The sequence below is a fragment of the Trujillonella humicola genome (assembly GCF_046233715.1).
GTDB lineage: Bacteria > Actinomycetota > Actinomycetes > Mycobacteriales > Geodermatophilaceae > Trujillonella > Trujillonella humicola.
This window is the reverse complement of record NZ_JBJNRJ010000049.1, coordinates 1-26,794: the sequence shown is the minus strand read 5'-3', so window position 1 is coordinate 26,794 and position 26,794 is coordinate 1. Positions and strand designations below refer to the sequence as shown.

At 77.3% G+C, this 26,794-nt stretch carries 24 protein-coding genes; 15 read left to right on the top strand and 9 right to left on the bottom strand.

The annotated features are described in order from the left end of the window. The first annotated feature begins 6 nt into the window (after nucleotides 1–6). Entirely contained in the window at nucleotides 7–2,310 is a 2,304-nt protein-coding gene (locus ACK586_RS19730) for a HelD family protein (protein ID WP_409332209.1), read from the top strand. Between the two features lie 67 nt (nucleotides 2,311–2,377). Here ACK586_RS19730 and ACK586_RS19725 read toward each other — a convergent pair whose 3' ends face one another. Continuing rightward, nucleotides 2,378–3,094: a hypothetical protein gene (locus ACK586_RS19725; protein ID WP_409332208.1), complete on the bottom strand. Its 717-nt coding sequence runs from the start codon at nucleotides 3,092–3,094 to the stop codon at nucleotides 2,378–2,380. Between the two features lie 144 nt (nucleotides 3,095–3,238). Then, nucleotides 3,239–3,970 carry a hypothetical protein gene (locus ACK586_RS19720; protein WP_409332207.1) on the bottom strand — a complete coding sequence of 244 codons (732 nt, stop codon included), beginning with the start codon at nucleotides 3,968–3,970 and terminating at the stop codon, nucleotides 3,239–3,241. A gap of 193 nt (nucleotides 3,971–4,163) precedes the next feature. On the opposite strand from ACK586_RS19720, the gene ACK586_RS19715 reads away from it, so the two are divergent. The 4 genes from ACK586_RS19715 (at nucleotide 4,164) to ACK586_RS19700 (ending at nucleotide 9,203) form a co-directional block, all read left to right on the top strand. Then, nucleotides 4,164–6,218, top strand: coding sequence for a sensor histidine kinase (locus ACK586_RS19715; RefSeq protein WP_409332206.1), 2,055 nt, complete (start codon nucleotides 4,164–4,166; stop codon nucleotides 6,216–6,218). Beyond that, nucleotides 6,215–6,877, top strand: a complete 663-nt coding sequence (locus ACK586_RS19710) for a response regulator (protein WP_409332205.1) — start codon at nucleotides 6,215–6,217, stop codon at nucleotides 6,875–6,877. Before ACK586_RS19715 ends, ACK586_RS19710 begins: the two co-directional genes overlap by 4 nt. Nucleotides 6,878–6,948: 71 nt before the next feature. After that, complete coding sequence (locus ACK586_RS19705) at nucleotides 6,949–8,058, top strand: hypothetical protein (RefSeq protein WP_409332204.1); 1,110 nt, start codon at nucleotides 6,949–6,951, stop codon at nucleotides 8,056–8,058. Then, on the top strand, nucleotides 8,055–9,203 hold the full coding sequence (locus tag ACK586_RS19700) for a hypothetical protein (RefSeq protein ID WP_409332203.1): 1,149 nt from the start codon (nucleotides 8,055–8,057) through the stop codon (nucleotides 9,201–9,203). The genes ACK586_RS19705 and ACK586_RS19700 overlap by 4 nt, the downstream gene beginning before the upstream one ends. 3 nt (nucleotides 9,204–9,206) lie before the next feature. On the opposite strand, the gene ACK586_RS19695 is transcribed toward ACK586_RS19700, so the two are convergent. Further along, the gene (locus ACK586_RS19695) at nucleotides 9,207–9,443 is read right to left on the bottom strand and encodes a hypothetical protein (RefSeq protein WP_409332202.1); all 237 of its coding nucleotides are present in this window, start codon (nucleotides 9,441–9,443) and stop codon (nucleotides 9,207–9,209) included. Nucleotides 9,444–9,764: 321 nt separating this feature from the next. On the opposite strand from ACK586_RS19695, the gene ACK586_RS19690 reads away from it, so the two are divergent. After that, a complete protein-coding gene (locus ACK586_RS19690) occupies nucleotides 9,765–10,982 on the top strand; it encodes an HNH endonuclease signature motif containing protein (RefSeq protein ID WP_409332201.1) in 1,218 nt (405 codons plus the stop codon). A 214-nt stretch (nucleotides 10,983–11,196) separates the two neighbouring features. Beyond that, entirely contained in the window at nucleotides 11,197–11,838 is a 642-nt protein-coding gene (locus tag ACK586_RS19685) for a dihydrofolate reductase family protein (protein WP_409332200.1), read from the top strand. 27 nt (nucleotides 11,839–11,865) lie between these two features. Here the strand turns inward: ACK586_RS19685 and ACK586_RS19680 are convergent, their stop codons facing one another. Both ACK586_RS19680 and ACK586_RS19675 read right to left on the bottom strand, forming a co-directional pair. Continuing rightward, entirely contained in the window at nucleotides 11,866–12,657 is a 792-nt protein-coding gene (locus ACK586_RS19680) for a GAF and ANTAR domain-containing protein (protein ID WP_409332199.1), read from the bottom strand. A 527-nt stretch (nucleotides 12,658–13,184) separates the two neighbouring features. Further along, nucleotides 13,185–13,832, bottom strand: a complete 648-nt coding sequence (locus ACK586_RS19675) for a hypothetical protein (RefSeq protein WP_409332198.1) — start codon at nucleotides 13,830–13,832, stop codon at nucleotides 13,185–13,187. Nucleotides 13,833–13,985: 153 nt separating this feature from the next. On the opposite strand from ACK586_RS19675, the gene ACK586_RS19670 reads away from it, so the two are divergent. Then, nucleotides 13,986–14,822, top strand: a complete 837-nt coding sequence (locus ACK586_RS19670; protein WP_409332197.1) for a DUF1206 domain-containing protein — start codon at nucleotides 13,986–13,988, stop codon at nucleotides 14,820–14,822. Further along, a complete protein-coding gene (locus tag ACK586_RS19665) occupies nucleotides 14,819–15,688 on the top strand; it encodes a DUF1206 domain-containing protein (protein ID WP_409332196.1) in 870 nt (289 codons plus the stop codon). Before ACK586_RS19670 ends, ACK586_RS19665 begins: the two co-directional genes overlap by 4 nt. A 70-nt stretch (nucleotides 15,689–15,758) precedes the next feature. On the opposite strand, the gene ACK586_RS19660 is transcribed toward ACK586_RS19665, so the two are convergent. The 3 genes from ACK586_RS19660 to ACK586_RS19650 form a co-directional block, all read right to left on the bottom strand. Then, nucleotides 15,759–16,520 carry an SDR family oxidoreductase gene (locus tag ACK586_RS19660; RefSeq protein ID WP_409332195.1) on the bottom strand — a complete coding sequence of 254 codons (762 nt, stop codon included), beginning with the start codon at nucleotides 16,518–16,520 and terminating at the stop codon, nucleotides 15,759–15,761. A gap of 106 nt (nucleotides 16,521–16,626) precedes the next feature. Then, nucleotides 16,627–17,838, bottom strand: coding sequence for an acetyl-CoA C-acetyltransferase (locus tag ACK586_RS19655; RefSeq protein WP_409332194.1), 1,212 nt, complete (start codon nucleotides 17,836–17,838; stop codon nucleotides 16,627–16,629). Between the two features lie 106 nt (nucleotides 17,839–17,944). Beyond that, nucleotides 17,945–18,274: an STAS domain-containing protein gene (locus ACK586_RS19650; protein ID WP_409332193.1), complete on the bottom strand. Its 330-nt coding sequence runs from the start codon at nucleotides 18,272–18,274 to the stop codon at nucleotides 17,945–17,947. A gap of 244 nt (nucleotides 18,275–18,518) precedes the next feature. Here ACK586_RS19650 and ACK586_RS19645 point away from each other — a divergent pair, with 244 nt between their 5' ends. Both ACK586_RS19645 and ACK586_RS19640 read left to right on the top strand, forming a co-directional pair. Continuing rightward, a complete protein-coding gene (locus ACK586_RS19645; RefSeq protein WP_409332192.1) occupies nucleotides 18,519–18,842 on the top strand; it encodes a hypothetical protein in 324 nt (107 codons plus the stop codon). A gap of 179 nt (nucleotides 18,843–19,021) precedes the next feature. After that, nucleotides 19,022–19,387 carry a hypothetical protein gene (locus ACK586_RS19640; RefSeq protein ID WP_409332191.1) on the top strand — a complete coding sequence of 122 codons (366 nt, stop codon included), beginning with the start codon at nucleotides 19,022–19,024 and terminating at the stop codon, nucleotides 19,385–19,387. Nucleotides 19,388–19,432: 45 nt separating this feature from the next. Here the strand turns inward: ACK586_RS19640 and ACK586_RS19635 are convergent, their stop codons facing one another. Continuing rightward, nucleotides 19,433–22,447, bottom strand: a complete 3,015-nt coding sequence (locus tag ACK586_RS19635) for a sacsin N-terminal ATP-binding-like domain-containing protein (RefSeq protein ID WP_409332190.1) — start codon at nucleotides 22,445–22,447, stop codon at nucleotides 19,433–19,435. A 61-nt stretch (nucleotides 22,448–22,508) separates the two neighbouring features. Here ACK586_RS19635 and ppk2 point away from each other — a divergent pair, with 61 nt between their 5' ends. From ppk2 to ACK586_RS19615, 4 genes are read left to right on the top strand one after another with little or no spacing between them, the layout of a single operon-like run. After that, entirely contained in the window at nucleotides 22,509–23,468 is a 960-nt protein-coding gene (gene ppk2 / locus ACK586_RS19630; RefSeq protein WP_409332189.1) for a polyphosphate kinase 2, read from the top strand. A 43-nt stretch (nucleotides 23,469–23,511) separates the two neighbouring features. Next, entirely contained in the window at nucleotides 23,512–24,810 is a 1,299-nt protein-coding gene (locus ACK586_RS19625) for an aldehyde dehydrogenase family protein (RefSeq protein WP_409332188.1), read from the top strand. Next, complete coding sequence (locus tag ACK586_RS19620) at nucleotides 24,708–25,049, top strand: aldehyde dehydrogenase family protein (RefSeq protein ID WP_409332223.1); 342 nt, start codon at nucleotides 24,708–24,710, stop codon at nucleotides 25,047–25,049. The genes ACK586_RS19625 and ACK586_RS19620 overlap by 103 nt, the downstream gene beginning before the upstream one ends. Beyond that, the gene (locus ACK586_RS19615; RefSeq protein ID WP_409332187.1) at nucleotides 25,046–26,692 is read left to right on the top strand and encodes a GMC family oxidoreductase; all 1,647 of its coding nucleotides are present in this window, start codon (nucleotides 25,046–25,048) and stop codon (nucleotides 26,690–26,692) included. Before ACK586_RS19620 ends, ACK586_RS19615 begins: the two co-directional genes overlap by 4 nt. The last annotated feature ends 102 nt before the right edge of the window (nucleotides 26,693–26,794 follow it).

Below are 26,794 nucleotides of genomic sequence, written 5' to 3'. Positions count from 1 at the left end.
AGCGCGTTGCCTCCCCGGTCCGATGCCGTCCCCCACTCCGAGCTGGCCGGCGAGCAGGAGTACGTCACCGACCTCTACCGGCGGTTGGACGCCGCCCGCGACCTGGCCGCCCGCCGCCTACGCCAGGCGATCACCTCCCCCGCCGTCTCCCCGCAGGACCTGCAGGAGCGCGACGCCACCGTCCGCTTCCAGGGCGAGCGGGTGGTCGCGCTCGACGCCGCCGAGGCCGGCCTCGTCGTCGGCCGCATCGACCGGGTCGAGGACGGCGCGCTCTACGTCGGCCGGATCGGGCTGCCCGCCGACGACGCCTCGGCCGATCCCGCGCTGGTCGACTGGCGGGCGCCGGCCGCCCGCCCCTTCTACACGGCCACGCCGGTGCACCCGCTGGGCGTCGTGCGGCGCCGGCACATCCGCACCCGCGGCCGCACGGTGACCCGGCTGGACGACGAGCTGCTCGACGCGCTGCAGGCCGCCGACGCCGAGGGCCTGCAGATCACCGGCGAGGCGGCGCTGCTGGCCGCGCTGGGCGCCTCGCGCACCGGCCGGATGACCGACATCGTCCGCACCATCCAGGCCGAGCAGGACCGGATCATCCGCGCCGACGCCAACGGCGTCCTCGTCGTGCAGGGCGGGCCGGGCACCGGCAAGACCGCGGTCGCGCTGCACCGCGCGGCCTACCTGCTCTACACCCACCGCGAGCGGCTGGCCCGCCGCGGGTTGCTCGTGGTGGGGCCGACGCCGACGTTCCTGCGCTACATCGCCGACGTGCTGCCGTCGCTGGGCGAGACCGGTGTGCTGCTGTCGGGGCTGGGGCAGCTGCGGCCCGGGGTCGACGCCCGCGCCGCCGAGTCGCCGCAGGCCGCGGCGGTGAAGGGCCGCCTGGAGATGGTCGAGGTGCTCGAGCGGGCGCTGGCCCGGCGCCGGATCGTGCCGGACGCGCCGCTGGAGGTCGTCGTCGACGGGACGCCGCTGCGGCTGCGCCCGGTCGACGTCGCCCGGACCGGCCGATCGGCCCTGCGCGCCGCGCGGCTGCACAACCTGGCCCGCCCGGAGTTCGCCCGCCGGCTGGTCGACCTGCTGGCCAAGCGGTACGCCGAGCAGCTGGGCCGGGGCATCGAGGGCGGCCGGGACCTGTTCGGCCGCGAGGACCTCGCCGCGCTGCGCCGCGAGGTCGCCGAGGACCCCGGCGTGCACGCCCTCGTGCAGCGGCTGTGGCCGCGGCTGACCCCGGAGCGGTTCCTCCGCGAGCTCTACGCCGACCCCGCCGCGATCGCCGCCGCCACGCCCGGCTGGAGCGACGGCGAGCGGGCCCTGTTGCACCGCACCGGCGGCGACTGGACGCCGGCCGACGTGCCGCTGCTCGAGGAGGCCGACGAGCTGCTCGGCACCGACGACTCCGCCGAGCGCAGCCGCGCAGGCCGCGACCGCCGCCGCCGGCTGGCCGAGGCGCAGGCGACCCTGGACCTGCTGCACGGCTCCCGCTCCACCGACCTGGAGGAGGGCGAGGAGGGCGAGGTGCTCAGCGCCGGCGACCTGCTCACCGCCGAGGGGCTGGCCGACCGGCAGCGCGAGCTCGACCTGCGCACCACCGCCGAGCGGGCCGCCGCCGACCGGACCTGGACGTTCGGCCACGTCGTCGTCGACGAGGCCCAGGAGCTGTCCCCGATGGCCTGGCGGCTGCTGGTCCGCCGCTGCCCCACCCGGTCGATGACCGTGGTCGGCGACGTCGCGCAGACCGGCACGCTGACCGGCGCCGACCGGTGGGCCGAGGTGCTCGACCCGCACGCGCAAGGGTTGTGGCGGCTGGAGGAGCTCACGGTCAACTACCGGACGCCGGCCGAGATCATGGCCGTCGCCGCCGACGTGCTCGCCGCCGGCGGAACCGGGCTGACCCCGCCCCGGTCGGTGCGCGAGGGCGGCGAGCCGCCGCAGGCCGTGCGGGTCGGCGAGGACGAGCTGCCCGACAAGGTCGCGGCGCAGGCCGCGGAGCTGGTCGCCGCGCACGAGGGCACGCTGGCGGTCATCGTGCCGGCCGGCCGGGTCGGCGCGGTGACCGCGGCGCTGTCCGCCGTGGTGGACGGCGTCTCGTCCGGGCCGGCGGCCGACTCCGCGCTCGGGCCGGTGGTGATCACGCCGACCGAGGCCAAGGGGCTGGAGTTCGACTCGGTGCTGCTGGTCGACCCGCAGGGGGTCCTGGACGAGGGGGTGCGCGGCCGCAACGACCTGTACGTCGCGCTCACCCGCGCCACCCAGCGGCTCGGCGTCCTCTCCCCCGGCGACCTGCCCGAGGAGCTGGCCCGCCTGAGGTGAGACGAGATCTGCGCACTCGTCGCCATCACTGCGTGATGGCGACGAGTGTGCAGATCTCGTCCGGGAGTTAGGCGGCGGCCCAGGCCTCGTCGCGCATCCGCAGCACGACCACGCCGCACCAGGCCAGCGCGACGGCCACCAGCGCGGTCGTCGCCGTGGGCAGCCAGGGGCCGCTCGCGAACCCGGCGAAGCCCACCCAGCCGACGACGCCGAGCACCGCCGGCGTCGCCGGGATCGCCTTCGCCCGCCACGCCGCGACCAGCGCCAGGCAGGTGCCCAGGACCACCCCGAGGACGACCGGCAGCGTGATCAGCGCCGACTGCACGTAGCCCGCGGAGACCTCGTAGACCCGCAGCGCGTCCTCCCGCGGCAGCTCCTCGGCCACGGCGACGGCGTAGAAGTCGACCGCGACGACGCCGGACAGGCCCGCGCCGAGGCCGGCGAGCACCATCGCGACGGTCGCCGTCCGCGGCAGCCGGCGACGGGCCAGGCGGACCAGGGTCAGCGCGGCCGGGAGCAGCAGCAGGTAGCCGTAGTGCAGCACCACGGCCGCCCACAGCACGTTCCCGGTGTGGTCGATGCTGGTCTGCAGGTAGGTCTCGTCGGTCGAGCTCTCGAACGGGATCATCGCCAGGCTCGCGCTCACCAGCGTGCCCGAGGCGACGAGCGCCAGCCCGCCGCCGATCCGGCGGAAGCGGGCGCCGGACGGCGGCGCACCGGGGACGGCGGGCGGGGCGGGGCGGTGGGCCGGGACGGGGTGGACGGCGGCCGGTTCGGCGGTCATGCGGATTCCTCTCGGTGGGGGTGCGGTGGGGGGGTGCGGTGGGCGGACGGGGCGGTCGGTGCCGCGGTACGGCGCCGGGTGCCGGGCTGCAGCGCGGCGGTCCGCGCGACACCGCGGCGTCTGCGGCGGGCAGGGGGTCCTTCGTCAGATGCGGTCCCAGACGTCGTCGCGCATCCGGAGCACGATCACGCCGGCCCAGGTGGTGGCGGCGGCGACCAGCGCGGTGCTGATCGAGGGCAGCCAGGCGTCGCCGGCGGAGAAGGTGAACACCACCCAGCCGACGGCGCCCAGCGCGACCGGGTGGACGGGGATCGCGCGGGCCCACCAGGCGGCGAGGACCGCCAGGTTGGTGCCGACGGCGAGGCCGAGGACGGACGGCGCCGCGATCAGCGCCCCCTGGCCGTACCCGCCGGCGACCTCGAGGACGTGCAGGGCCTGGTCGGCAGGCAGCTCGTCGGCCAGCGCGACGTCGTAGAGGTCGACGGCGACCGTGCCCGACAGCCCGGCGCCCAGCCCGGCCAGCACCATGGCCACCAGCGACAGCCTCCGGGCGCGACGGCGGGCCAGGTGGACCAGCGTCAGCGCGGCCGGCAGGAGCAGCAGGTAGCCGTAGTGCAGGAGCACCGCCGCCCACAGCACCTCGGCGGTGTGGTCGGCGCCGGTCTGCAGGTGCTCGGCATCCGTCCGGTTCTCGTAGGGGATCACCACCCGGCTCCCGCAGACGAGCACGCCCGAGGCGATCAGCGACAGCCCGCCGCCGATGCGGCGGAAGCGCGCGCCGGGGCCGAGCGCCCGCTGCGGTGCACCGCCCGCGGTCGGGGCCGTCACCGGCATCGGGGCTGCTCCCGGTGCGGGGGTGGTGGGCGGAACGGTCATGGCGGGTCCTCAGGTGGGGGCCGGGTGCCAGCAGACGGTGCGGCGCCCCGCGTCCCGGCTCCCAGGGCCGCCCGTCCCGACGTGCCGGGCGTCCACGGCTCCCGCCGGCGGAGGCCCGGGCTGCCGCGGATCCCCACCCGGCGGGGTGCACGTCCCTGCCGTCGGGGACGTCGCGCGCGGCAGGATGTCGGCCGTGCCGGGCCCGAGCGCCGTCCGCACCCCCGCCGCCGGCGTCCGCGCCTGGCTGCCGGGGGTCCTCGCGCTGACCGGGGTCGCCTGCACGGCCGTCGCCGTGGCGATCGGCACGTGGTCCGGCGGCGGGCCGGTCTACGGCGCCGACGCCGTCATGGGCCTGCTCTACCCGCCGGTCGCCGCCCTGGTGCTGCGCCGCGACCCCGGCAACCGGGTCGGCTGGATGCTGCTCACGACCGCCGTCTTCGGCCCCTATTTGCTGGCCGGCCAGTACGTGCAGACAACGGTGGTGGACCACGGCTGGTCCGGGTTCCCGGGCGGGTTCGCCGTCTGGCTCACCGCGTGGGGCTTCACGCCCTACTTCGTCGTCCTCGCGCTGGTGCCGCTGTTGTTCCCCACCGGACGCCTGCCCTCGCCCCGGTGGCGGTGGTTCGCCCGGGCGCTGGTCACCGCCGTCGCCGCAACGGTGCTGGCCGCGACGGTCCGGAGCCACTCCGACGTCGCCGAGGCGGTGGCCAACCCGCTGTCGGTCACCTCCGGCGACCTGCCCGAGCTCGTGCTGCGCTACGGCTCGCAGGTCACCTTCCTCCTCGGGGCGCCGGCCGGGGTGGCCGCCCTGGTGCTGCGGATGCGCCGCGCCCGCGGCCTGGAGCGCACCCGGCTGCAGTGGCTGGTCCTCGGCGTGACCCTCCTCCTGCTCTGCACGCTCGGTTCCTTCGTCGTGCAGTCCGCGCCGGTCAGCGACGCGGTCTTCGCGGTCGGGTTCGCCGCCGTCCCGCTGAGCGTGGCGATCGCGGTGCTGCGGCACGGGCTGTTCGACGTCGGGCAGGTGGTCGGCCGGGCGCTGGTCTTCACCGTGCTCTCGGTCCTGCTGCTGGCGGCCTACGTGGGGTTCGTCGCGCTGGTCGGCGAGGTCGGCGCGGGTGAGCGGCGGATCGCGGTCGGCGCCGCCGCGGCCGCCGCGCTCGCCGCCGCGGCCGGCTGGGAGCGGGCGCAGCGCGGGGTCGACCGGCTGCTGTACGGCGAGCGCCGTGACCCGCTGGCCGTCGCCACCCGGGTCGGCAGCTCGCTGGACCTCGCCGGCGGCCCGGTCGACGCCCAGCAGGCGCTGGTCGACGAGGTGGCGCGGGCGCTGCGACTGCCCCGCGTGGCCGTCGTCCCGGCCGATCCGCGCCTGGCGCCGGTCGTCTCGGCCGGGGCCGGCCCGGAGGTGGACGTCGAGGTCCTCCCGCTGACCGCGCTGGGCACGCCGGTCGGCGAGCTGAGGATCTGCCACCGCGCCCCCGGCGAGCGCTGGCGGCGGACCGAGCGGGCGGCGTTCGACGACGTCGCGCGCCGGGCGGCGGTGCTCGTCTGGGCCGCCGCGCTCGTCGACGACCTGCAGGCCAGCCGCGAGCGCATCGTCGTCGGCCGGGAGGAGGAGCGCCGCCGGCTGCGGCACGACCTGCACGACGGGGTCGGCCCGGAGCTGGCCGGGATGGCCCTCCAGCTGGAACGCCTCGCCGGGAAGCTCGCGGGCTCGGACGACGCCGCCGCGCTGGCCGGCCGGCTGCGCGACCAGATGCGGCGCACCGTGGCCGCCGTGCGCCGCGCCGTCGACGACCTCCGCCCGCCGGCGCTCGACGAGCTGGGACTGGCCGGGGCGCTGCGCGAGCACGTCGCCGCCTACCGGCTGCCCGTCGCGGCCGGCGCTCCCGGCGCTCCCGGCGCTCCCGGCGAGGACGCCGGCGCCCGGGTGACCGTGGTCGCCGGCGAGCTGCCGCCGCTGCGCGCCGCCGTCGAGGTGGCCGCCTACCGGATCGCGACCGAGGCGGTGGCCAACGCCGTCCGCCACGCGGGCGTGGCCCGCTGCAGGGTCAGCCTGACCGTGGCCGGGGACGACCTGCTCGTCGAGGTCACCGACGACGGCACGGGCATCGACCCGGCCGCGGTGCCCGGCGTCGGCTCGACCAGCATGCGCGAGCGCGCCGCCGAGCTCGGTGGCCACCTCGAGATCGAGACCGCCCCCGGCGAAGGGACGACAGTGCGCACCCGGCTCCCCCTGGCGACGTCGTGACCGCATCCATCCGGGTGCTCGTCGTCGACGACCACCCCGTCTACCGCAACGGCGTCGCCGACGCCCTCGGCGACGAGGCCGACCTCGAGGTGGTCGGCACCGCCGCCGACGGCGAGGCCGCGGTCGCGGCGGTCGCGGCGCTGGCACCCGACGTCGTCCTCATGGACCTGCGGATGCCCGGCACCGGCGGGGTGCCGGCGACCGCGCGGATCGCCGCGTCCTCCCCCGGGACCGCCGTGGTCGTGCTGACCATGAGCGACGACGACGACTCGGTCTTCGCCGCGCTGCGCGCCGGGGCCCGCGGCTACCTGCTCAAGGAGTCCGAGGGCGGCGACATCGCCCGGGCCGTGCGGGCGGCCGCGCGGTCGGAGGCGGTCTTCGGGCCGCGGGTCGCCGACCGGGTGCTGGCGTTCTTCGCCTCCGCGCGGGCCCGGTGGACCGCCGTCCCGTTCCCGGAGCTCACCGACCGCGAGCGCGAGGTCCTCGACCTGGTCGCGCACGGGCTGCCCAACGCCGCGATCGCCGCGCGGCTGTTCCTGTCGGAGAAGACGGTCCGCAACCGGGTCTCCGACGTGCTGGCCAAGCTGCACGCCGCCAGCCGCGCCGAGGCCGTCGCGCTGGCGCGCGACGCCGGTCTGGGGCCCGCGCCCGCGGGCTGACCCGGCCGTCCGGGAGCCGGACGCCAGCCGATCACCAGTGCCGCGCAAGCGGTGCGGGAGACCGTGCCGTCGTGAGATCCCTGCCCGCCGCCACCCTGCTGCTGGCCGCCCTGCTGGGGCCGGTCGCCTGGACGTCCGCGCCCGACCGCCTGGAGCCGGCCGCGTCCACCGTCGTCACCCCCGCCGACCCGGCGGGCCGCACGAGCACCCCGCTCGCGGTCGCGCCCGCGGCCGACGGCGGCGCCGTGGTGTTCGCCCGCGGCGCCGAGCTCGCCGCGGTCACCACGGTGACCGGCGGGACGGTGACCGGGCAGACCGCCGGCGCCGTCCCCGGCTGGGCCGACAGCGGGTTCGTCAGCGGCGGCGAGGTGCTCGTCGGCCGGTGGTCGCAGGCCACCGGCGGCTACGCGCTGGCCGTGCTCGGCGCGGACGGCACGGTGGTCGCCGAGCGGCCGGTCACGCCGTGGCCGGCCGACGTCGGCTCGGTGGTCACCCCCGTGCCGACACCCGACGGCCGGCTGCTGCTGGCGGTGTCCCGGGCCGCCGGCGGCGCGCAGGTCCTGCTCGTGGACCCGGCGACCGGCGCCGTCACCGCCGCAGCCGTCCTGCCGGGCGACCCGGCGGTCGAGGGCGCCGACCGGGTGGAGGTCGACGCCGTCGCCGTCGCGCCCGAGGGCGGCACCGTCGTCGTCGCCGTCTCCACCACCGACCTCGACGCCCGGCGGCAGGCCACCGCGCTGGTGCGGCTGGACGCCGGGCTGCGGCCCGCCGGGGCGCCGGTGCCGGTGACGCCGGAGCAGGAGTGGACCCACGTCGAGCGGCTCGCCGTCGACGTCGACGCCACCGCCTGGGCCGTGTCGGTCGACGCCGGGGGCCCGGTGATCGTCTCGGCCGCCCCCGGGGCGGTCGAGGCCACCGCGCGGACGCGACCGGCCGACCACGTGGCGGCGCTGGCCGTGCGGGACGGCGTGGTGTGGCTGGTGCCGGTCGACCGCGGCCTGCGGCTGGACCGGATCGACCCCGTGACCGGGGAGACGGCCTCCTCGGCCGAGCTGTGCGAGGACGGTCCGGGATCCGGCGGGGCGCTGGCCGTCACCGCGACGACCGTCTACCTCGCCGGTGAGTGCGGGGCCGAGGAGCGGCTGTGGGAGTTCGCCGTGACCGCCGGGGGCGCGCGGTGAGCCGCCCCGCCGCGGCGCTGCCGGCCGCCCTCGCCCTGGCGCTCGCCGCCTGTTCCGCCGCGCCGGACCCCGGCAGCGCGCTGCCCGACCCCGGGCCGCCGGAGCCGGTCGCCACGGTGCCGTACGCGGGCGAGCCCGAGCTGCCCTCCGAGCTGACGGTCACCGCGGACGGCCGGGTCCTCCTCGCCTCCGGCAGCGTCTCGACGGACTGGGTCACCGTGGTCGAGGACGGCGTCGCTGGCACCCCGGTGCAGCTGCCCCGGGAGAGCGACGCGCCGCGCGTGCTGGTCGTCTCCGGCGACCAGGTGCTCGCCGGCACCGTCACCTACGACGACCGCAACACCGCCGAGGGCTACGCCTTCACCGTGATCGACGCCGCCACCGGGCGGGTCACCGGGAGCCGCCCGCTCACCGGCTGGCCGGCCGGGGACGACCCCACCCCGACCGGGGTCAGCGAGGCCGACGGTGCGGTCACCGCCGACGGCCGCGTGGTGCTGGTCGGCTCCAACCCGTCGAACACGCTGCGCACGCCACCGCGGGTGACCTGGGTCGACCCGGCGACCGGCGCCGTCCTGTCCTCGGTGCCCCTGGACGTCTCGGGCCTGGTCGGGGACGTCGAGCACGTCGACGTCGAGGACGTCGCGGTGAGCCCGGACGGCTCGCACGTCGCGCTGGTCGTGCGGCTGCTGGCCGACGACGGCCTCGAGGAGACCGTCGCGGTGGTCCTGCTGGACGCCGGCCTCGCCCCCGTCGGGCCCCCGTTCGTGCCGATCCCCGGCGCGGAGCTCGAGTCCACCTCGGACCTGGCGGTGGCGGTGGACGACGACGGCACCGCCTACACCGCCGTGCGCACCGGGGAGGACCGGACGACGGTCGTCGCCGTCCGCGCGGGTGAGGACGAGCCGCGCGAGCTGGTCGTCGTGCCCACCGAGGTCGACGACGTCGCGGTGGCGGGGGGCGCGGTCTGGCTGTCGGGTCACGGCGACCACGCCACGGTCACCCGGGTGCGCCTGGCCGACGGGGCGGTGCGCACCGGGGACCCGCTGTGCGGTGCCGCGGGCGGGCCGCTGGCCGTGGGCGGGGATCGCGTGGTCCTCGGCTCGCGCTGCGAGGGCGTCCTGCTGTGGGAGTTCGCGGCCGGCTGAGCCTCAGCGGGCGCGCGGTCCGGCGGGCGTGCGCGCCGCCGGGCGGCGCGGCCCGGGCGCGCGGCGGGCCGCCAGCTCCACCGCACCGACTCCGGCCGCGGCCACGACGAGGCCCAGCACGCCCCAGAGGACCAGCGAGACCCCCGCGGTCGTCGCCTTCTCGGTCTCGGCCCGGACGAGGCCGGTGGCGAGGACGAGCAGGGACACCGTGGCCACGATCGGCGCGATCCAGCGGCCCATCCGTCTCACCTTCCCGTCCGCTCGGCTGCCCGCCCACGGTCCCCCACGACCGCGCGCCCGTCCAACCCGGTCGGCGACGCACCCCGGCGCCCTCGCGCACGGTGAGCGGCCGCCGACCGAGCGCGCACGCACCGGGGGCGCGGCGCGCATCGGGCCGCCGGCCGCCGTGGCGAAGAGCGGCGGGGAGTTCTCTCGGGACGCGTGCTGTGTCAACGCGCTGCCGGGATCTGTGGACAGGTCGCTGACCTGGGGATATCTCCTGCCCGACCCGGTTCCGGGCGCTAGAATCGAACACACGTTCTAGCCGGTCGGGAGGGTGTCGTGGGCGAGCTGCAATCAGCACTGGACGCCCTGGCCGCCCTGGACCTGGACGGCCTGCCCGACGGTGTGCTGCTGGACCACCTGCGGGAGGCGGTCACCGCCGCCCACCGCATCAGCGCCCACGTCACCCGCATCGCCCGCCGGGTCGACGCCCGGAGTGCCAGCGAGCACGACGGCATCCCGACCGCACAGGCCTGGCTGCGCGGACACCTCGCCGTGTCCGGCGCCTTCGCCGCCCGGGTGGTCGGCCAGGGCCGCGCGCTGGAGCACCTGCCGCTCACCGAGGGCGCCTTCGCCGACGGCGACCTCGGCGCCGACCACGTCCAGGAGATCGCCCGGATCGCCGAACCGGCGAACCTGACCCGGGCCACCGCGCAGGGCATCGACCTGGCGCAGGTGGAGGCCGCGCTGGTCACCGTCGCCGTCCACGGCACCCACCGCGACCTGCGCCTGGCCGTCGCTGACTACCTGGCCAAACTCGACCCCGACGGCCCCGAACCCGACCCCACCGAACAGCGGGCCTTCACCATGGTCCAGCACCCCGACGGCAGCTGGACCGTGCGCGGCACCCTCGACGCCGTCGGCGGGCAGAAGGTCGCCACCGCCCTGGAAGCCGTCTCCGCCGCCTCCCGCACGGCCGGGGACCTGCGCAGCCGCGCCCAGCGCACCGGCGACGCGCTGGTCCAGCTGGCCGACAACGCCCTGGCCTCCGGGCAGCTGCCGGTGCTGCGCACCGTCAAGCCGCACGTGATCGCCACCCTGCCGCTGAGCGACCTGGTCGACCCGGCGACCACACCAGGCGCGGCACGCACCGGAACCGGCGCGACGATCTCCGCCGCGGCCGCCCGCTGGCTGGCCTGCGACGCCACGATCACCCGGATCGTGCTGGACCCCGACGGGCTACCCCTGGACGTCGGCCGCACCCAGCGCATCGTGCCGGCGCACATCCGCAAGGCCGTCGAGCTGCGCGACGAACGGTGCGTGTTCGCCGGCTGCGAAGCCCCGGCCTGGTTCTGCGACGTGCACCATCTCGTGGAGTGGTCCCTGGGCGGGGAGACCTCGCTGGAGAACTCGGCGCTGCTGTGCGAACGGCACCACGCCAAGGTCCACCACGGCTTCCGCGTCGAACGCGACGACACCGCACCACCGGGCCGGCGCTGGCGCACCTACCGCCCCGACGGCACCCAGATCCTCATCCACCCACCCCTGCGCGTCTGAGCACCGCACCGCAGGAGCCCCGACCACCCGAAGACCCGCCACCCCGCCACCGGACCCCGGTCGCGGGGCACCGGCGCGCGCCCGGTCCCCTCCCGGGCGCCTCGGCGAGGCGCGAGGCGAGCCGCACGGGAACGATCAGTGCCGGACAACGATGAGTCCCGAGGCCGGCGGCGGTCTCCACCGCGGCAGTCGACCGAGCAGACGGAGCGCAGCGATGGCACGGACCCGCATCCACAACCTCTCCCTCTCCCTGGACGGGTTCGCCACCGGGGAGGGCCAGTCGGCCGAGGCGCCCTTCGGGCACGCCGGCCACCGGTTGCACGAGTGGATGATCGCCACCCGCTTCGGCGCACCGATCCTGGGGCGCGAGGGCGGCAGCGCCGGCGCGGACGACGTGTTCGCCCAGCAGCACGAGCCGGGGATCGGCGCCGAGATCATGGGCGCGAACAAGTTCGGCCCCCCGGGCTGGCAGGACGACCCCGGCTGGACGGGGTGGTGGGGCGAGGACCCGCCGTTCCACACCCCGACCTTCGTGCTCACCCACCGGCCGCGGCCGCCGATCGAGAAGGCCGGCGGGACGACGTTCCACTTCCTCGACGCCGCACCGGCCGAGGCCCTGGAGGTCGCGCGGGAGGCGGCGGCGGGTCGGGACGTGCGCATCGGCGGCGGGCCGACCGTCGCCCGGGACTTCATCGCCGCGGGGCTGGTCGACCACATCCACCTGGTGCAGGTGCCGATCGTGCTCGGCCGGGGCGTGCGCCTGTGGGACGGCCTGGAGGCCCTCGAGGCCGGCTACGACGTCGAGGCGGTCTCCACGCCCAGCGGCGTCACCCACCTCACGTTCACGAGGTCGTGACCGCACCGACCCCCGGGCGGGTGCGGCTCACCGAGGACCCCGGCGTCCGGACGAGGTCTCCGACGTCTCCCGGGACCCGAGGACGCCGGTCCGGCTGAGCTCCTCGGCGACGTCGACGAGCTTGTGGTTGGTGTCCTGGCTGACGGTCGCCAGCAGGGCGAAGGCCTGCTCGGGGGTGATCTTGTACCGCTCCATGAGCACGCCCTTGGCCTGGCCGATGAGGTCCCGGCTGGCCATCCCCAGCTCCAGGTTGCCGATGCGCTCGACCTGGGCCAGCGCGACGGCCGCGTGGCTGGCGAACAGCAGCCCGACCCGCTCGGACTCGTCGTCGAAGGCCCCCGGGCGGCGGGCCAGGAGGTTCATCGCGCCCAGGTCGTTGCCGCGGACGAACAGCTGGACGCACAGGGCGCTGCGCAGTCCCTCCTCCGCGGCCCGCCGGCCGAGTTCCGGCCAGCGCTCGTCGGTACCCAGGTCGTCGACCCGGATGGTCTCGTGCTCGTACATGGCGTCCAGGCACGGGCCCTGCCGCGTCGCCTGCTGCAGGTCGTCGAAGTGCCGCGCCACCCTGCTGGTGGCCGCCGCCGACACCACGCGCCGGCGACCCCCCACGAGGCTGATCGTGGCCTCCTCGGCCCCGGCGACGGTCCCGGGCACGGACGCCACGAGCAGGTCGAGCACCGCCGGCGCGCCGGCCTCCTGCTGCAGCTCCCGGGCGAGGTCCGCCATCCGCTGTGACAGGTCGTCCCGCACCGCCCCGCCGCCGGCGTGGATCGACGGCCTCCCGCGGGACCCGGGAGGCGGAGGTGTCGCCTGGCCCATGCGGCCCAGGGTGGCACGACGGCCGCCCGCGTCACAGGGGTGTGCAGAGGTGTGCAGAGGCGACCCCACGCGCCGCCTTCCTGACCCGTGGGGCCTGACCCCGCGCCACGCCCGGGCACGGCTGGGGGCTGCACCCAGCCCACCACCCCGGCGCCCCCGGCACCAGGGGCGCCGCGCGACGACCTCGGCGGGGTCGTCGCGGTCGGTGCGCTCCCAGCCGAGCCTCTGCTCCGGCACCCGGTCGTCGCTCGGCCGGGTCGGCCCGTCGGGAGGCGGACCCTCGTCGGCGCCGTGCCCGAGCCGGCGCAGCAGCGCGGCCACCTCCTCGGCCCGACGTCCGCTCGCCGCCCTCCGGCAGCGCGTCCGCCACGACGCGGAGCGCCCGGCCGGCGCCCGCTCCTCCTCCTCGAGCAGACCGAGGTCGGAGGAGTCGAGCAGGAACGGCACGGCAGGTGCGCCTCGCGGCGCCGGCCACGCACCGCGACCGAGGGCGTGGCTCCCCCACCGAGCGGCCGGTCCGGCCGCCGTCAGTCGGCGCGCGGGATCCCGCAGCCGCCGCCGGAGCATTCGCACCCCGCGCACCCGGCCGGCTGCGGCGGGGCGGGGCGGGCCGCCGCGGCGCGCAGCCCGGCCGAGCCGGCGACCAGGACCAGGCCGAGCACGGCGACGCCCAGAGCGGCCACCAGCGTGGCGCCGCCGCGGGCTCGCGCCCAGTCGGTCGCCAGGCCGGCGCCCACGAGCAGACCGGTCACGAGCACCGACCACACCAGCGCGACCAGCCCGCCTCGGCGGGCGACGCCGCCCCGGGACAGCAGCAGCAGGGAGAGGGCCAGCAGGCCCAGCGGCGCGCCGACGAGCAGCACCCACCCGGCGAGGGACCCGGGGACGGCTGCGACGGCGAGCGCGGCGACGCCGGCGACGGCGGTGCCGGCTCCCAGCCCGCGCGCCCGCGGGTCGAGCCGGGCGCGCGCGGTTCCGGCGACGAGGGTGGCGCCGCGCACCGCGCCGAAGAACCCGAGCGCGGCCAGCAGCAGCCGGGCACCGCCCGCGGTCCAGACGGCGGCCACCACCGCCACGACCACGAGCGCCGCACCCGCCGCCAGCCACCGGGGCCAGGCCCGCCGTGCGACATCCGGGTCCGCCTGTGCCGCCGTCCTCACCGTCGTGCTCGCCACCGGGCCAGTGTCCCCCACCGGCGGCAGCTCGCCGGCGACCGGCAGCGGTGTCCGCCGCCACCCCACCGGTCGACCGGCCGGCGCTCGCCGGGCGAGGTGATCTCCGCTGTGCCAGATTCGATCCGCACGGGGGCCTCGAGACAGGGGAACGGGATGAGCGTCGGGTCACCGATGAGCGCGGCGGGCCGCGCCGGTTCCAGCGACGGGCTGGAGAACCTGGCGCGGGTGGGGCTGGTCGCCTACGGCGTCGTCCACCTGTTGATCGCCTGGCTGGCGCTGCAACTGGCGTGGGGCGGCGGGGGTGGCGAGGCCGACCAGTCCGGCGCCCTGGCGACCGTGGCGGACTCCACGCTCGGCAAGCCGCTGCTGTGGATCATCGCCGTCGGCATGATCGCCCTGGCGGCGTGGCAGCTCGCCGAGGTGCTGCGCTGGCGGTCGGGGCTGTCGGCGTCCGGGGATGCGCGCAAGAAGGCCGTGGGCAAGACGGTCAAGTCCGTCGCCAAGGCCGTCGTCTACGTGGCGCTGGCGATCCTCGCGATCCGCTTCGCCACCGGATCGGGCGGGTCCAGCTCGCAGCAGCAGCAGGAGCAGACCACCGGCATCTTCGGCTGGCCGGCCGGCCGCTGGATCGTCGCGCTGATCGGGCTGGTGGTGATCGGCGTCGGGATCTACCACCTGGTCAAGGGCTTCACGCGCAAGTTCCTCGAGCAGATCGACCTGGCCTCGGCCTCGCCCCGCACCCGGCGGGTGGTCGAGAAGGTCGGGCTGGTCGGCTTCCCGGGCAAGGGCATCGCCCTCGGGGTGGTGGGCGGACTGTTCGTCTACGCCGCGATCACGTTCGACCCGGAGAAGGCCAGTGGGCTCGACGGCGCGCTGCGCACGATCCTCGACGCGCCGTTCGGCCAGTTCCTGCTCACCCTCGTCGCCCTCGGCATCGCTGCCTACGGCGTCTTCTGCCTCATCCGGGCCCGGTACCCCGAGCGCACGTGAGCGCCGGGCCCCGGGGCCTGCTCACCCGGGTGACCGGCGCGGTGGACCGGGCCCGCGAGGTCACCGACCACCCCGGGCTGCGGGCCCTGGCCCGCGCCGGCCTGGTCGCCTACGGCGTGCTGCACCTGCTCATCGCGTGGCTCGCCGTGCAGACGGCCCGCGGGGTCGCCTCCGTCGACGCGGACCAGACCGGCGCCCTGCAGGCCGTCGCCGTCGTGCCCGGCGGCCGGGTGCTGCTGTGGGTGATCGGGCTCGGGCTGCTGTCGCTGGCCGTGTGGCAGGGCGGCGAGGTGCTGCTGTGGTGGCACGGCCTGCTCGACCCCGACCACCGGCGGCGGACGGCCCTGGTCTGCGCCAAGTGCCTGGTCAAGGCGGTCGTGTACGCCGCGCTCGGGGTGACCGGCCTGCTGTTCGCCGCGGGCGCGGGCTACCAGGCCGACGAGCGCCTCCGGGAGCTCACCGGCGACGCGCTCCTGGTGCCCGGCGGGTCGCTCGCCGTCGGGGCGGTCGCCGTCGCGGTCGGCGCGGTCGGTCTGTACACGTTCTCCCGCGGGCTGACCGGCGGCTTCATGCGCGACATCGACCTGCCGGCCGCGCCCGACCGGTGGGAGCCGGTCATCGAGGCGGTCGGCCGGGTGGGCTACCTGGCCAAGGGCGTTGCGTTCGGCCTGGTCGGCGTCCTGCTGTGGCGCTCGGCGGCGTCGTCGGACGCCTCCACGGCGACCGGCCTGGACGGCGCGATGACGGCGATGGCGGGGGTCGACGCGGGCCCGTGGCTGCTCGGCGGGGTGGCGGCGGGGTTCGCCGCCTTCGGCCTGTACGCCCTGGCCCGGGCGCGCTACCCCGACCGCGACCCGTCGTCCTGACGGGCCGCGGCCGGCCGGCCCCGTCCAGGCGCCCCGAGCTCGCGAGGGGTGCGGAGGACGGGGTCCTCCCTCAGGTGCGCGGACCCCCGGCGACGTAGAGGACCTGGCCGGACACGAAGCCCGCCCCGTCGCTGACGAAGTAGGAGACGGCGTGCGCGATGTCCTCGGGCAGGCCGCCCCGGGCCACCGGGATCGCCGCGGCCCGCTCGGCGACGTACTCCTCCCAGTCCCGGCCGATCCGCTCGGCGGTCGCCTTGGTCATCTCCGTCTGGATGAAGCCGGGGGCGATGCAGTTGGCGGTGACCCCGAACTTCCCCAGCTCGATCGCGATCGTCTTGGTGAAGCCCTGCAGCCCGGCCTTGGCCGCGGCGTAGTTGGCCTGCCCGCGGTTGCCCAGCGCCGAGGTCGACGACAGGGTGACGATCCGCCCCCAGTTGGCGTCGATCATGTGCTTCTGCGCCGCGCGGGTCATGAGGAACGACCCGCGCAGGTGCACGGCCATGACCGTGTCCCAGTCGGCGTCGGTCATCTTGAACAGCAGGTTGTCCCGCGTCACGCCGGCGTTGTTGACCAGCACGACCGGCGGGCCCAGCTCGGCGGCGATCCGGTCGACGGCGGCGGTCACCTGGTCGGCGTCGCTGACGTCGGCGCCGACGCCCAGGGCGCGGCCGCCGGCGGCCTCGATGGCCTCGACGGTGCCCTTCGTGGCCGACTCGTCCAGGTCCACGACCGCGACGGCGAAGCCGTCGGCGGCCAGGCGGACGGCGGTGGTCGCCCCGATCCCGCGGGCGGCACCGGTGACGATCGCGACGCGCCGGGAGGACTCGCTCATGCTGGCTCCATTCCTGTTCCTGATGTCTGGTGATCGCGCGGCGTGGCCCCGGTGCAGGGGCCCGCCGCGAGCGTGCGAGCGGTGGGGGGCAGCGGGGTCCTTCGTCCTACACGCGCTCGAAGAGGGCGGCCAGGCCCTGGCCGCCGCCGATGCACATGGTCTCCAGGCCGTAGCGGGCCTCGCGCCGGGCCATCTCGCGGGTCAGCGTCGCGAGGATCCGACCGCCGGTGGCGCCGACCGGGTGGCCGAGGGAGATGCCCGAGCCGTTGACGTTCACCCGCTCGAAGTCGCTCTCGGCGAAGCCCCACTCGCGGGTGCAGGCCAGCACCTGGGACGCGAAGGCCTCGTTGAGCTCGATCAGGTCCACCTCGGCGAGCGTGACGCCGGCCTGCGCCAGCGCCCTGGCCGTCGCCGGCACCGGCCCGATCCCCATCGTCTTCGGCGGGACACCGGCCACCGCCCAGGAGACCAGCCGGGCCAGCGGGCGCAGCCCCAGCTCGGCGGCCCTCTCCGGTGAGGTGACGATGCAGGCCGCGGCGCCGTCGTTCTGCCCGCTGGCGTTGCCGGCGGTCACGGTGGCCTCGGGGTCGGCCTTGCCCATGATCGGCCGCAGCTTCGCCAGGGTCTCCACGTTCGCATCGGGACGGATGTGCTCGTCGCGGTCCACGACGGTGTCACCCTTCCGGCCCTTGACCGTGACCGGCACGATCTCCTCGGCGAACCGGCCGGCCTCGGTGGCCGCGGCCGCGCGCTGGTGGGAGCGGACGGCGAACTCGTCCTGCTCCTCCCGCGAGATCCCGTACTCCGCGCGCAGGTTCTCCGCCGTCTCGATCATCCCGCCGGGCACCGGGTGGTGCACCCCGCCCGCCGTGACCCGCCCGCGGGCCAGCCCGTCGGTCAGCAGCACCCCGGGCCCGGCCTTGACGCCCCAGCGCATCGCCGTGGAGTAGAACGGCGCGTTGCTCATCGACTCCGCGCCACCGGCCAGCACCACCTCGGCCGCGCCCGTCTGCACCTGCATCGCCGCGTACAGGACCGCCTGCAGCCCCGACCCGCAGCGCCGGTCGATCTGCAGCCCCGAGGCGGTCACCGGCAGCCCGGCGTCCAGCGCCGCGACCCGGCCGATCGCCGGGGCCTCCATGGTCGGGTAGCAGTTGCCCAGCAGCACGTCGTCCACCGACTCCGGCGGCAGCCCCGTGCGCTCCACCAGCGCCCTCACCACGGTGCTGGCCAGGTCCTGCACCGGGACGTCGCGCAGGGACCCGCCGAACCCGCCCACGGGCGTCCGCAGGGGCTCGCAGATGACGGCATCACGCACGGGAGGACCTCCTCGACGGCGGCGACGCGGGCGGTCGCCGGGACGCCCGAGTGTCCCGCGTCCCCCCGGCGACGCGCCGCCGGGGCCCCCGACCGGGGCGGTGCGGTCAGGCCGCGCCGGAGCTCCGCTCGACGACCTCGACGCCCAGGACGTCCCAGAGGCCGGTGACCTGGATCGGGCGCAGCGCCGCGCGGGTCGCGACGAGCACCCGCAGCCGGGCACCCGCCTCATCGGCGCGGGAGCGCGCGGTGACCAGGGCGTGCAGCCCGGCCGAGTCCAGGAACGTGACCTCGGTGAGGTCGACGACGAGCTCTCGCGGGGCGGCGGCCAGCAGGGAGTCGATGCAGTCGCGCATCCGGGGCGCGGTCGAGCAGTCCACCTCACCGCGGACCGACACGCTGGCACCGGACTCGGTGCGGGCGGTGGTCACGGACATGAGCTCGTGGGACGGGGGGCCGGTCCAGGTTGCGGTCACGGAACGCCTCTCGGGGGCGAGCCCGTGCGGAGAACCGCCCGTGGGGGCGCGGCGCGGCGCGGAGCTGGGGTGGAGTGGTGCAACGGCACGCTGGTGAACCGCGGGGCCGACGGTACGGACGTGCACAACCGAACGCAAGAGCGCGTGGGAGTCGTCACCGGAGCGACACGCGCCGGCCATGCCGGCCGGCGCGGATACTGGGGGCGTGCGCAGGCGTCTGGTTCTCGGGGTGACGGTGTGGGCGGTCGCGACCGTGGCGGCCTTCCTCCTGCTGGACCCCATCCTCGGCTCGGCCGTCGGGATCTTCGGGGCCATCGCGCTGGCCCTGGCCGCCGCCGCGGCCGACTGGGAGCGGCACCCCAGCTACGAGGACCGCGAGATGGACCGCGCGCGACGGCGCAAGGACAAGTGGGCACGCGGCGCCGACGCCCGCGCCCGTGACCGTGCGCGCTGGGAGGCCCACCAGGCCCGCCGGGCCGCGAGGGCGGGCCGGGCGGACGGGGCGGGGCGGGGAGCCGACGACCGGTAATCCGCTGGCCGCCTGCCTCCGGGGCGGCCTACCGTGCCGGCATGCGTTCCTGAGCAGCCACGGCGAACCCCGCGGGTCGAGCACCGCTCCCCGCCGTCGCGCACGACGCGCGTCCCCGACTCCCCGGTACCCGGTCGCCGGCTGCCCGCGCACCGGCGCTCACCTCCCCTGGAGGTCCCATGCCACGCCCTCTGCACGTCCTGCCCCCGGCCGCCACCGCCGCCCGCGACGGGCTCCCGCCCGCCGACGTCGCGGACTTCGAGCGGCTGGCGCACGCCGTCCTGTCCGCGCCGTCGTCCGCCCTCGGGCCGGTGCTGCGCGCCCAGCTCCCCGGCGGCGCCGGGATCCGCTGGCTCGCCTCCGCGGGCCTGTCCCCCACCGCCCGGGCCGACCGGCTGGGCTCCGACCAGTGGCTGTCCCTGTTCGGCTGCTGGCGGTCCGCGGGCCGGGCGCCTTCCGGTGGCCCGGGCGGACGGCGCGGCGGTGGGCGACCCTCGACGCACGGGCACGCCCCGGGCGCGATGGCCGTTCCGCGCTGGATGTAGCCCCGCCCCCGCCCCCTGACCCGCCCGGGCCAGGGGGCGGGCGGCTCACACCCCGTCCTCCGCGGCCAGGACGGCGGCCCGCCCGGGCTCGGCGAACGCCTCGGCCAGCGCCTGGCGCAGCGGCCAGGCACCGGCCCTCCAGGCCAGTGCCCGCCCCAGGGCCGCGGGGCTGCCGTCGACGGCGTCGCGCTCCTCGCCCGGCCACCACGGCACGGGCCGGCCGCCGGCGGTCAGCCGGTCGTGCACGGCGACCTCTCCGGCCAGCTCGGGGACGCCGAGCCGTTCGGCGGCCAGCGCGGCGCCGGGCAGGTCGGCCCAGCGCAGCGTCCGGTCCGGGCGGCCGTCGACGGTCGCGGTGACCTCCTCGCTCGCCAGCGGGACGTCGAGCAGGTCGGCGACCGCGCCGGCCGCCCCGCCGGCCGGCACGAGCAGCCCGTCGACGAGCGGCAGCAGCCACGGCCGGTCGAGGACCAGCACCGGCTCGCGGTCGGGGTCGGCGACCCGGCCGGGGCCGATCCGGACCCGCGCCGGCGGTGCGACGTCGAGCCCGTCCAGCGCGGCGGCCAGCCGGGCGTAGACGGTGCGCAGGACGTCGGGGCGCACGGTCCGGCGCGGGTCGCCGAGCCGGTCGAGCAGCTCCTCCGCGGCGTCCGGATCGGCCAGGACGTCGGCCACCGTGGCCGGCGGCCCCAGCAGGTCGAGCACCTGCGGCGCCGCGCTCGCCGCGTCGTAGAGCCCCTGCAGCTCGGCGCTCTCGGGCGCGCGCAGCCGGTCGGGCCGCTGCCCGCCCAGCACCGGGTGGGTGCGCAGCCACCAGCGCAGGTAGCCGGGGACGGCGGTGGGACCCAGCGGCACGTCCGCCCGGGCCTCCGCCGGCAGCGCGGCCAGCATCGGCAGCGCGCGCTCCCAGTCCGTGACCAGTTCCAGGTCCCGGACGGCGGTCACCGCGGGCCACCGCGGCGGCGCCGACCCGGAGGGCAGCCGGTCCAGGGCGGCGTCCACCCACTCCGCGGCGGCGTCGACGTCGAGCTCGCCGGGGTCCTCGGCGCGCAGCACGGCGAAGGTGTCGAGGACCCCGACGGCGCGGAGCACCGCCGGGTCGTGCGCCGTCGCGGCGGCCCCGTGCAGGACGCCGAGCGCGCCCTCCCCGACGACCGCCGCGAACGGCGAGCCCGGCAGCAGCAGCTCCCCCGCCGGCGCCCACCCGCCCGCGGCGTCCGGCAGCGCCAGCTCCGCCAGCCAGGGCAGCTCCCCCGGCGCCGGACCGGCGGCCGCGACCAGCGCGAGGACCGCACCGGCCAGCGCCTCCGGATCGCCGTCGAGGTCCTCGGCGGCGTCCAGGGAGGCCTCGACCGCCGCCCGGACCGCGGGGTCGGCGAGCACCTGCCCGGCGGTGGCCGGGCGGGCACCGAGCCGCTCGAGCAGCCGCCGCGCGGCCGGCGGGGCGGCCACCGCGGGGTCGGCCAGCCGCAGGCGCAGGGGCGCCAGGTCGGCGGCCGGCAGCCCGGGCTCGGGCAGCAGCACCCCGGCGGGCCCCGGCGCGGTGCGGCCGTCGGCCAGCGGCACCGGCAGGGCGCCCAGCTCCTCGGCCGGCGCGCCGTCGAGCGCGGCGTACAGCAGGGCCCACCAGCCGACCGGTCGCTCGACGCCGGCCACCGCGTCGGCGACCTCGGCGGTGCCCACCCGGCGGACGCCGAGCGCGGCCAGCGCCGCGGCCCGGGAGCGGCGCGACCACCCGTCGGGCAGCAGCCCGGGGACCACGTCGACCAGCGCGGCCACCCGCTCGGGGGTCGACTCGGCGAGCACGGCTGCCCGGCCGGGGACCTGCCGGAGACCCGCGTGGCCGGCCACCGGCAGCCAGGCGGCGGCGCGCAGCCGGTCGAGCACCGCGGCGCCCAGGGCCGCGTCCAGCGCCGCGGCGGCCAGCCCGACCCGCGGCACGAGGACGAGCGCGGCCGCGTCGTCCGGGTCGTCCGCGTCGTCCGCGTCGTCCGGACCGGTGGCGAGCGCGGCGACCAGCTCGGCGCACACGTCGGCGGCGACCCCGACCAGCGCGTCGGTGACCGGGCCGGGCAGCACGTGCCGGCGGTCGGGGCCGAGCGGGAACGGCGCCAGCAGCCGGGCCGGCAGCGACAGCGGCTCGTCGCTGGGCGTCGGTGCGTGCACCACCTGCGGCAGCGGCAGCGGTGCCGGGCGGCCGTCGTCGTCCAGGGGCACCGCCCAGGTGACCGTGTACCCGCGCCGGTCGCGCTCCTCCACGGCGCGGCCGGCCGCCAGCTCCGGGGGCAGCTCGCCGGACCGCTCGGCCAGCCGCCAGGTCGTCGTCCGCCCCCCGTCGGTGAGCCGGGCGGTGGTGCCGTCCCGCTCGCAGCGCAGCAGGCGCGTCGCGCCACCGGCGACCACCTCGACCTCGGCCAGCCCCGGCAGCGCGAGCATCAGCTCGGCGGTCAGCGCGTCCAGCGCGGCGTGCACCGCCGGGGCGGTGCCGGGGCGCAGCGGGAGCACGACCTCGGTCGTCCAGCCGGCCGGCGGGGCGCCGTCCGCGGGCCACGGCAACCGCAGCACCGGGACCCCGCCGTCGCGGCGGGCCACCTCCGCGATGAGCGCCGGGACGGCGGTGACCTGCGCGCGGGTCGCCGCCGCGCTGAACCGCACCCCGCCGGAGGTGGAGACGACCGCGGGCTCGTCGGAGACCGCCAGCACGGCGGCGAAGCCGACGCCGAAGCGGCCGACGCCGCCCGGCTCGTCCCGCTTGGCCGAGGCCCGCAGCGTGGCGAGGCCCTCGACGCCGGCCGGGTCCAGCGGAGCGCCGGTGTTCGCCGCCCGCAGCACCTCCCCGTCGGGCGCGGACGCCAGCTCCAGGCGCAGCCGGCCGGGCACCCCGGCGCGGGCGGCGGCGTCGGCGGCGTTCTGCGCCAGCTCGACCAGCAACCGGTCGCGGTAGCCGCCGCGGACCAGGTCCTCCTCGGCGTTGGCGTCCTCCCGGAACCGCGCCGGGGACGCCGACCACGCGGCCAGCACCCTCTCCCGCAGCGCGGCGGTCGCGAACGGGTCCGGCACGCGCGCCAGCATGTCAGCGCCGACGGGTGGCGGGCGCCCGCCGGTGGGTAGTGGCACGGCCGTGACCGACACGGCGACCGACGCTCCTCCGCTGGCCTCCGCGATCGACCTCTCGCAGTACCGGCTCGAAGCCCTGCCCGAGGCCGGCTCCGACGAGGACTGGGACGACGACGGCGAGCTCTACGGCCCCGACGGCCGGCGGGTCGAGACGTGGCGCGAGGGCTACCCCTACGACGAGCGGCTGCCCCGCCAGCAGTACGAGCGGGAGAAGCGCCGGCTGCAGATCCAGCTGCTGCGGTTCCAGGGCTGGGTCCAGGACACCGGCCAGCAGGTGGTGATCCTCTTCGAGGGGCGCGACGCCGCGGGCAAGGGCGGCACGATCAAGCGCTTCACCGAGCACCTGAACCCGCGCGGCGCCCGGGTGGTCGCGCTCGACAAGCCCTCGGAGCGCGAGCAGACCCAGTGGTACTTCCAGCGCTACATCCAGCACCTACCGGCTGCGGGCGAGATCGTGCTGTTCGACCGGTCCTGGTACAACCGCGCCGGCGTCGAGCGGGTCATGGGCTACGCCACCGACGAGCAGTACCAGCGCTTCGTGCGGCAGGCGCCGGAGTTCGAGCGGATGCTGGTCGACAGCGGCATCAGCCTGGTCAAGTTCTGGTTCTCGGTGTCCCGGCGCGAGCAGCGCACCCGCTTCGTCGTCCGGCAGCTGGACCCGGTGCGGCAGTGGAAGCTCTCGCCCACCGACCTCGCCTCCCTCGACCGCTGGGACGACTACACCGCAGCCAAGGAGGCGATGTTCGCCGCCACCGACACCCCGTGGGCGCCGTGGACGGTGATCAAGAGCAACGACAAGAAGCGCGCCCGCCTCGAGGCCATGCGGTACCTGCTCTGCCGCTCGGACTACGAGGGCAAGGACGAGGAGGTGGTGGGCCGCCCCGATCCGAACGTCGTCGTGGCGGCCGCCGACGTCCTGGAGTCCGACCGCGAGGCGCTGGACGGGCCTGCGCGGGCCTCCTGACCTCGGGCTACGCGCCGGTAACTTGGCGGGTAACCTCCGCCACATGTCGCTCGCCGATGAGCTGGACACCGTCACCGCGTCCACCGCGGGGACCGTCGACCGGCACGCCACCGCCCAGACGTTCGAGTCCACGAACCCGGCCACCGGGGCGGTCGTCGGGGTCTTCCCGGTCCACGACGCCGAGGCCGTCGCCGAGACGGTGGCCCGCGCCCGGACCGCCGCCGCGGGCTGGGCCGCGCTCGGCTACGCCGGTCGTCGCACCCGGCTGGCCGCCTACCGCGGCTACCTGGCCCGGCGGATCCACGAGCTGGCCGACCTGGTGCACCGGGAGAACGGCAAGACCCACGCCGACGCGATCCTCGAGATCACCCTCGCCATCGACCACCTGGCCTGGGCCGGCAACCACGCCCGCAAGGTCCTCGGGCCCCGGCGGGTGCCCTCCGGGCTGCTCGCCGCGAACCACGCCTCCTCCCTGGAATACCAGCCGCTGGGCGTCGTCGGCGTGATCGGACCGTGGAACTACCCGGTGTTCACGCCGATGGGGTCGATCGCCTACGCGCTGGCCGCCGGCAACGCCGTCGTCTTCAAGCCCTCCGAGCACACCCCGGCCATCGCCGCCTGGCTGGCCGCCGCGTGGCGCGCCGCGGTACCCGACGCCGCCGACGCCCTCCAGGTCGTCACCGGCTCCGGCGAGACCGGGTCGGCGCTGTGCCGCGCCGGGGTCGGCAAACTGGCCTTCACCGGCTCCGCCCCGACCGGCCGCAAGGTCATGGCCGCCTGCGCCGAGACGCTCACCCCGGTGCTCATGGAGCTCGGCGGCAAGGACGCGATGATCGTCGACGACGACGCCGACGTGGCCGCCGCGGCCGACGCCGCCGTCTGGGGTGCGATGAGCAACGCCGGGCAGACCTGCATCGGCATCGAGCGGGTCTACGCCACCGACGCCGTCTACGACCGGTTCGTGGCCGAGGTGACCGCGAAGGCGCGCGACCTGCGCCCCGGCTCGGACGACGACGCCGCCTACGGGCCGATGACCATGGCGTCGCAGACCGACGTCGTCCGCCAGCACGTCGACGACGCCACGGCGGCCGGCGGCCGGGTGGTCGTCGGCGGCACGCTGGAGGGCCGCTACGTCTCCCCGACCGTCATCGTCGACGCGCCCGAGGACAGCGCGGCGGTCCGCGAGGAGACCTTCGGGCCGACCTCACCATCACCCGCGTGCGCGACGCCGAGGAGGCGCTGGAGCGCACCAACGCCAACCCGCACGGCCTGGCCGGCGCGGTCTACTCGCGCTCCCGCGCCACGGCGATGGACCTGGCCCGGCGGATGCGCAGCGGCATGACGTCGATCAACTCCGTGCTCACCTTCGCCTCGGTGCCCGCGCTGCCCTTCGGCGGCGTCGGGGAGAGCGGGTTCGGCCGGATCCACGGCGCGGACGGGCTGAAGGAGTTCACCCGCGCCAAGGCGATCACCCGGCAGCGGTTCGCGCTGCCGGTGGACCTGATGAGCTTCGGCCGGCCCGCGCAGGCCACCGACGCGCTCGCCCGGGTCATGGGGCTGGTGCACGGGCGGCACCGGTGAGCGCCCCCACCCGCCGAAGTGGCCACTCCGGCGGGAGCGGGGAGGAGTACGACGTCGTCGTCGTGGGGGCCGGGTCGGCCGGCTGCACGCTGGCCGGGCGGCTGACCGAGGACCCGTCGCTGCGGGTGCTGCTGCTGGAGGCCGGCGGGTCCGACGACGTCCTGGAGGTCCAGGTCCCGGCCGCGCTGTACAAGGTGTGGCGCACCCGCCGGGACTGGAACTACACGACCGAGCCGCAGCCGGGCCTCGGCGGCCGCGGGCTGTTCTGGCCGCGCGGCAAGCTGCTCGGCGGCTCCTCGTCGATCAACGCGATGATCTACGTCCGGGGCGCCGCCGCCGACTACGACGAGTGGGCGCAGCTGACCGGGGACCCGGCGTGGTCCTACGAGTCGGTGCTGCCGCTGTTCCGCCGGATGGAGGACAACGCCCGGGGCGCCGACCGGTTCCACGGGACCGGCGGCCCGCTGCGCGTCGAGGACCCGCGCTCGCCGCACGCGTGGTCCCGCGCCGCCGTCGAGTCGGCCGTGGCGGCCGGCCACCCGCGCAACGACGACTTCAACGGCGCCGGCCAGGAGGGTGCCGGCCTCTACCAGCTCACCCAGAAGCGCGGCCGGCGCTGGTCGGCGGCCGACGCGTACCTCCACCCGGCGACGGGGCGGCCGAACCTCACCGTGCTGACCGGGGCGCTGACCACCCGCGTCCTGGTGTCCGGCGGGCGGGCCACCGGTGTCGAGTACCGCCGCGGCGGTCGGCTGCACACCGCGCACGCCGCCGCCGAGGTGGTCCTGGCCGGCGGCGCGGTGAACTCCCCGCAGCTGCTGATGCTCTCGGGCATCGGACCGGGCGGGCACCTGCGCGAGGTCGGCGTCGACGTCGTCCACGACCTGCCCGGCGTGGGCGGCGGGCTGCAGGACCACCCCCTCGTGCCGGTCATCTGGCACACCCGCGGCGGCAGGTCGCTGTTCCGGGCCGAGTCGCCCTCGGGGTACGCGCAGTGGTTCGGTGCCCGGCGCGGTCCGCTGACCTCCAACCTCGCCGAGGCCGGCCTGTTCGCCCGCTCGCGGCCCGACCTCGACGCCCCCGACCTGCAGCACCACTTCCTGCCGGTGAAGTTCTGGCGGCAGGCGGAGGTCGACCCCGACGTCGACGCGTTCACCGCCGCCGCGGTGCTGGTGCGGGTGCACTCGCGGGGCTCGGTGCGGCTGCGGTCGGCCGACCCGACGTGGGCGCCGGCCATCGACGCGGGCTACCTCACCGACGAGCGCGACCTCGACGCCCTGGTGTGCGGCGTCGAGCAGGCCCGCGAGATCGCCTCGGTCGGGCCGCTGGCCGCCGTGCTGGCCGAGGAGTGGTCGCCGGGCGGGACCGTGCACGGCCGCGAGGCGCTCCGGCAGTCGGTGCGCAACACCCTCGAGTCGCTGTACCACCCGGTGTCGTCCTGCCGGATGGGCACCGACGCCGACGCCGTCGTCGACCCCTCGCTGCGGGTGCACGGGTTGCAGGGGCTGCGGGTGGTCGACGCCTCGGTGATGCCGACGCTGGTCCGCGGCAACACGAACGCGCCGACGATCATGATCGCCGAGCGGGCCGCCGACCTCATCGCCGGCCGCACCGCCGACCCCGTGCTGGCCGCCACCGCCTGAGGTGGTGTGGGGGGGGGGGGGGGGGGGGGGGGGGGGGGGGGGGGGGGGGGGGGGGGGGGGGGGGGGGGGGGGGGGGGGGGGGGGGGGGGGGGGGGGGGGGGG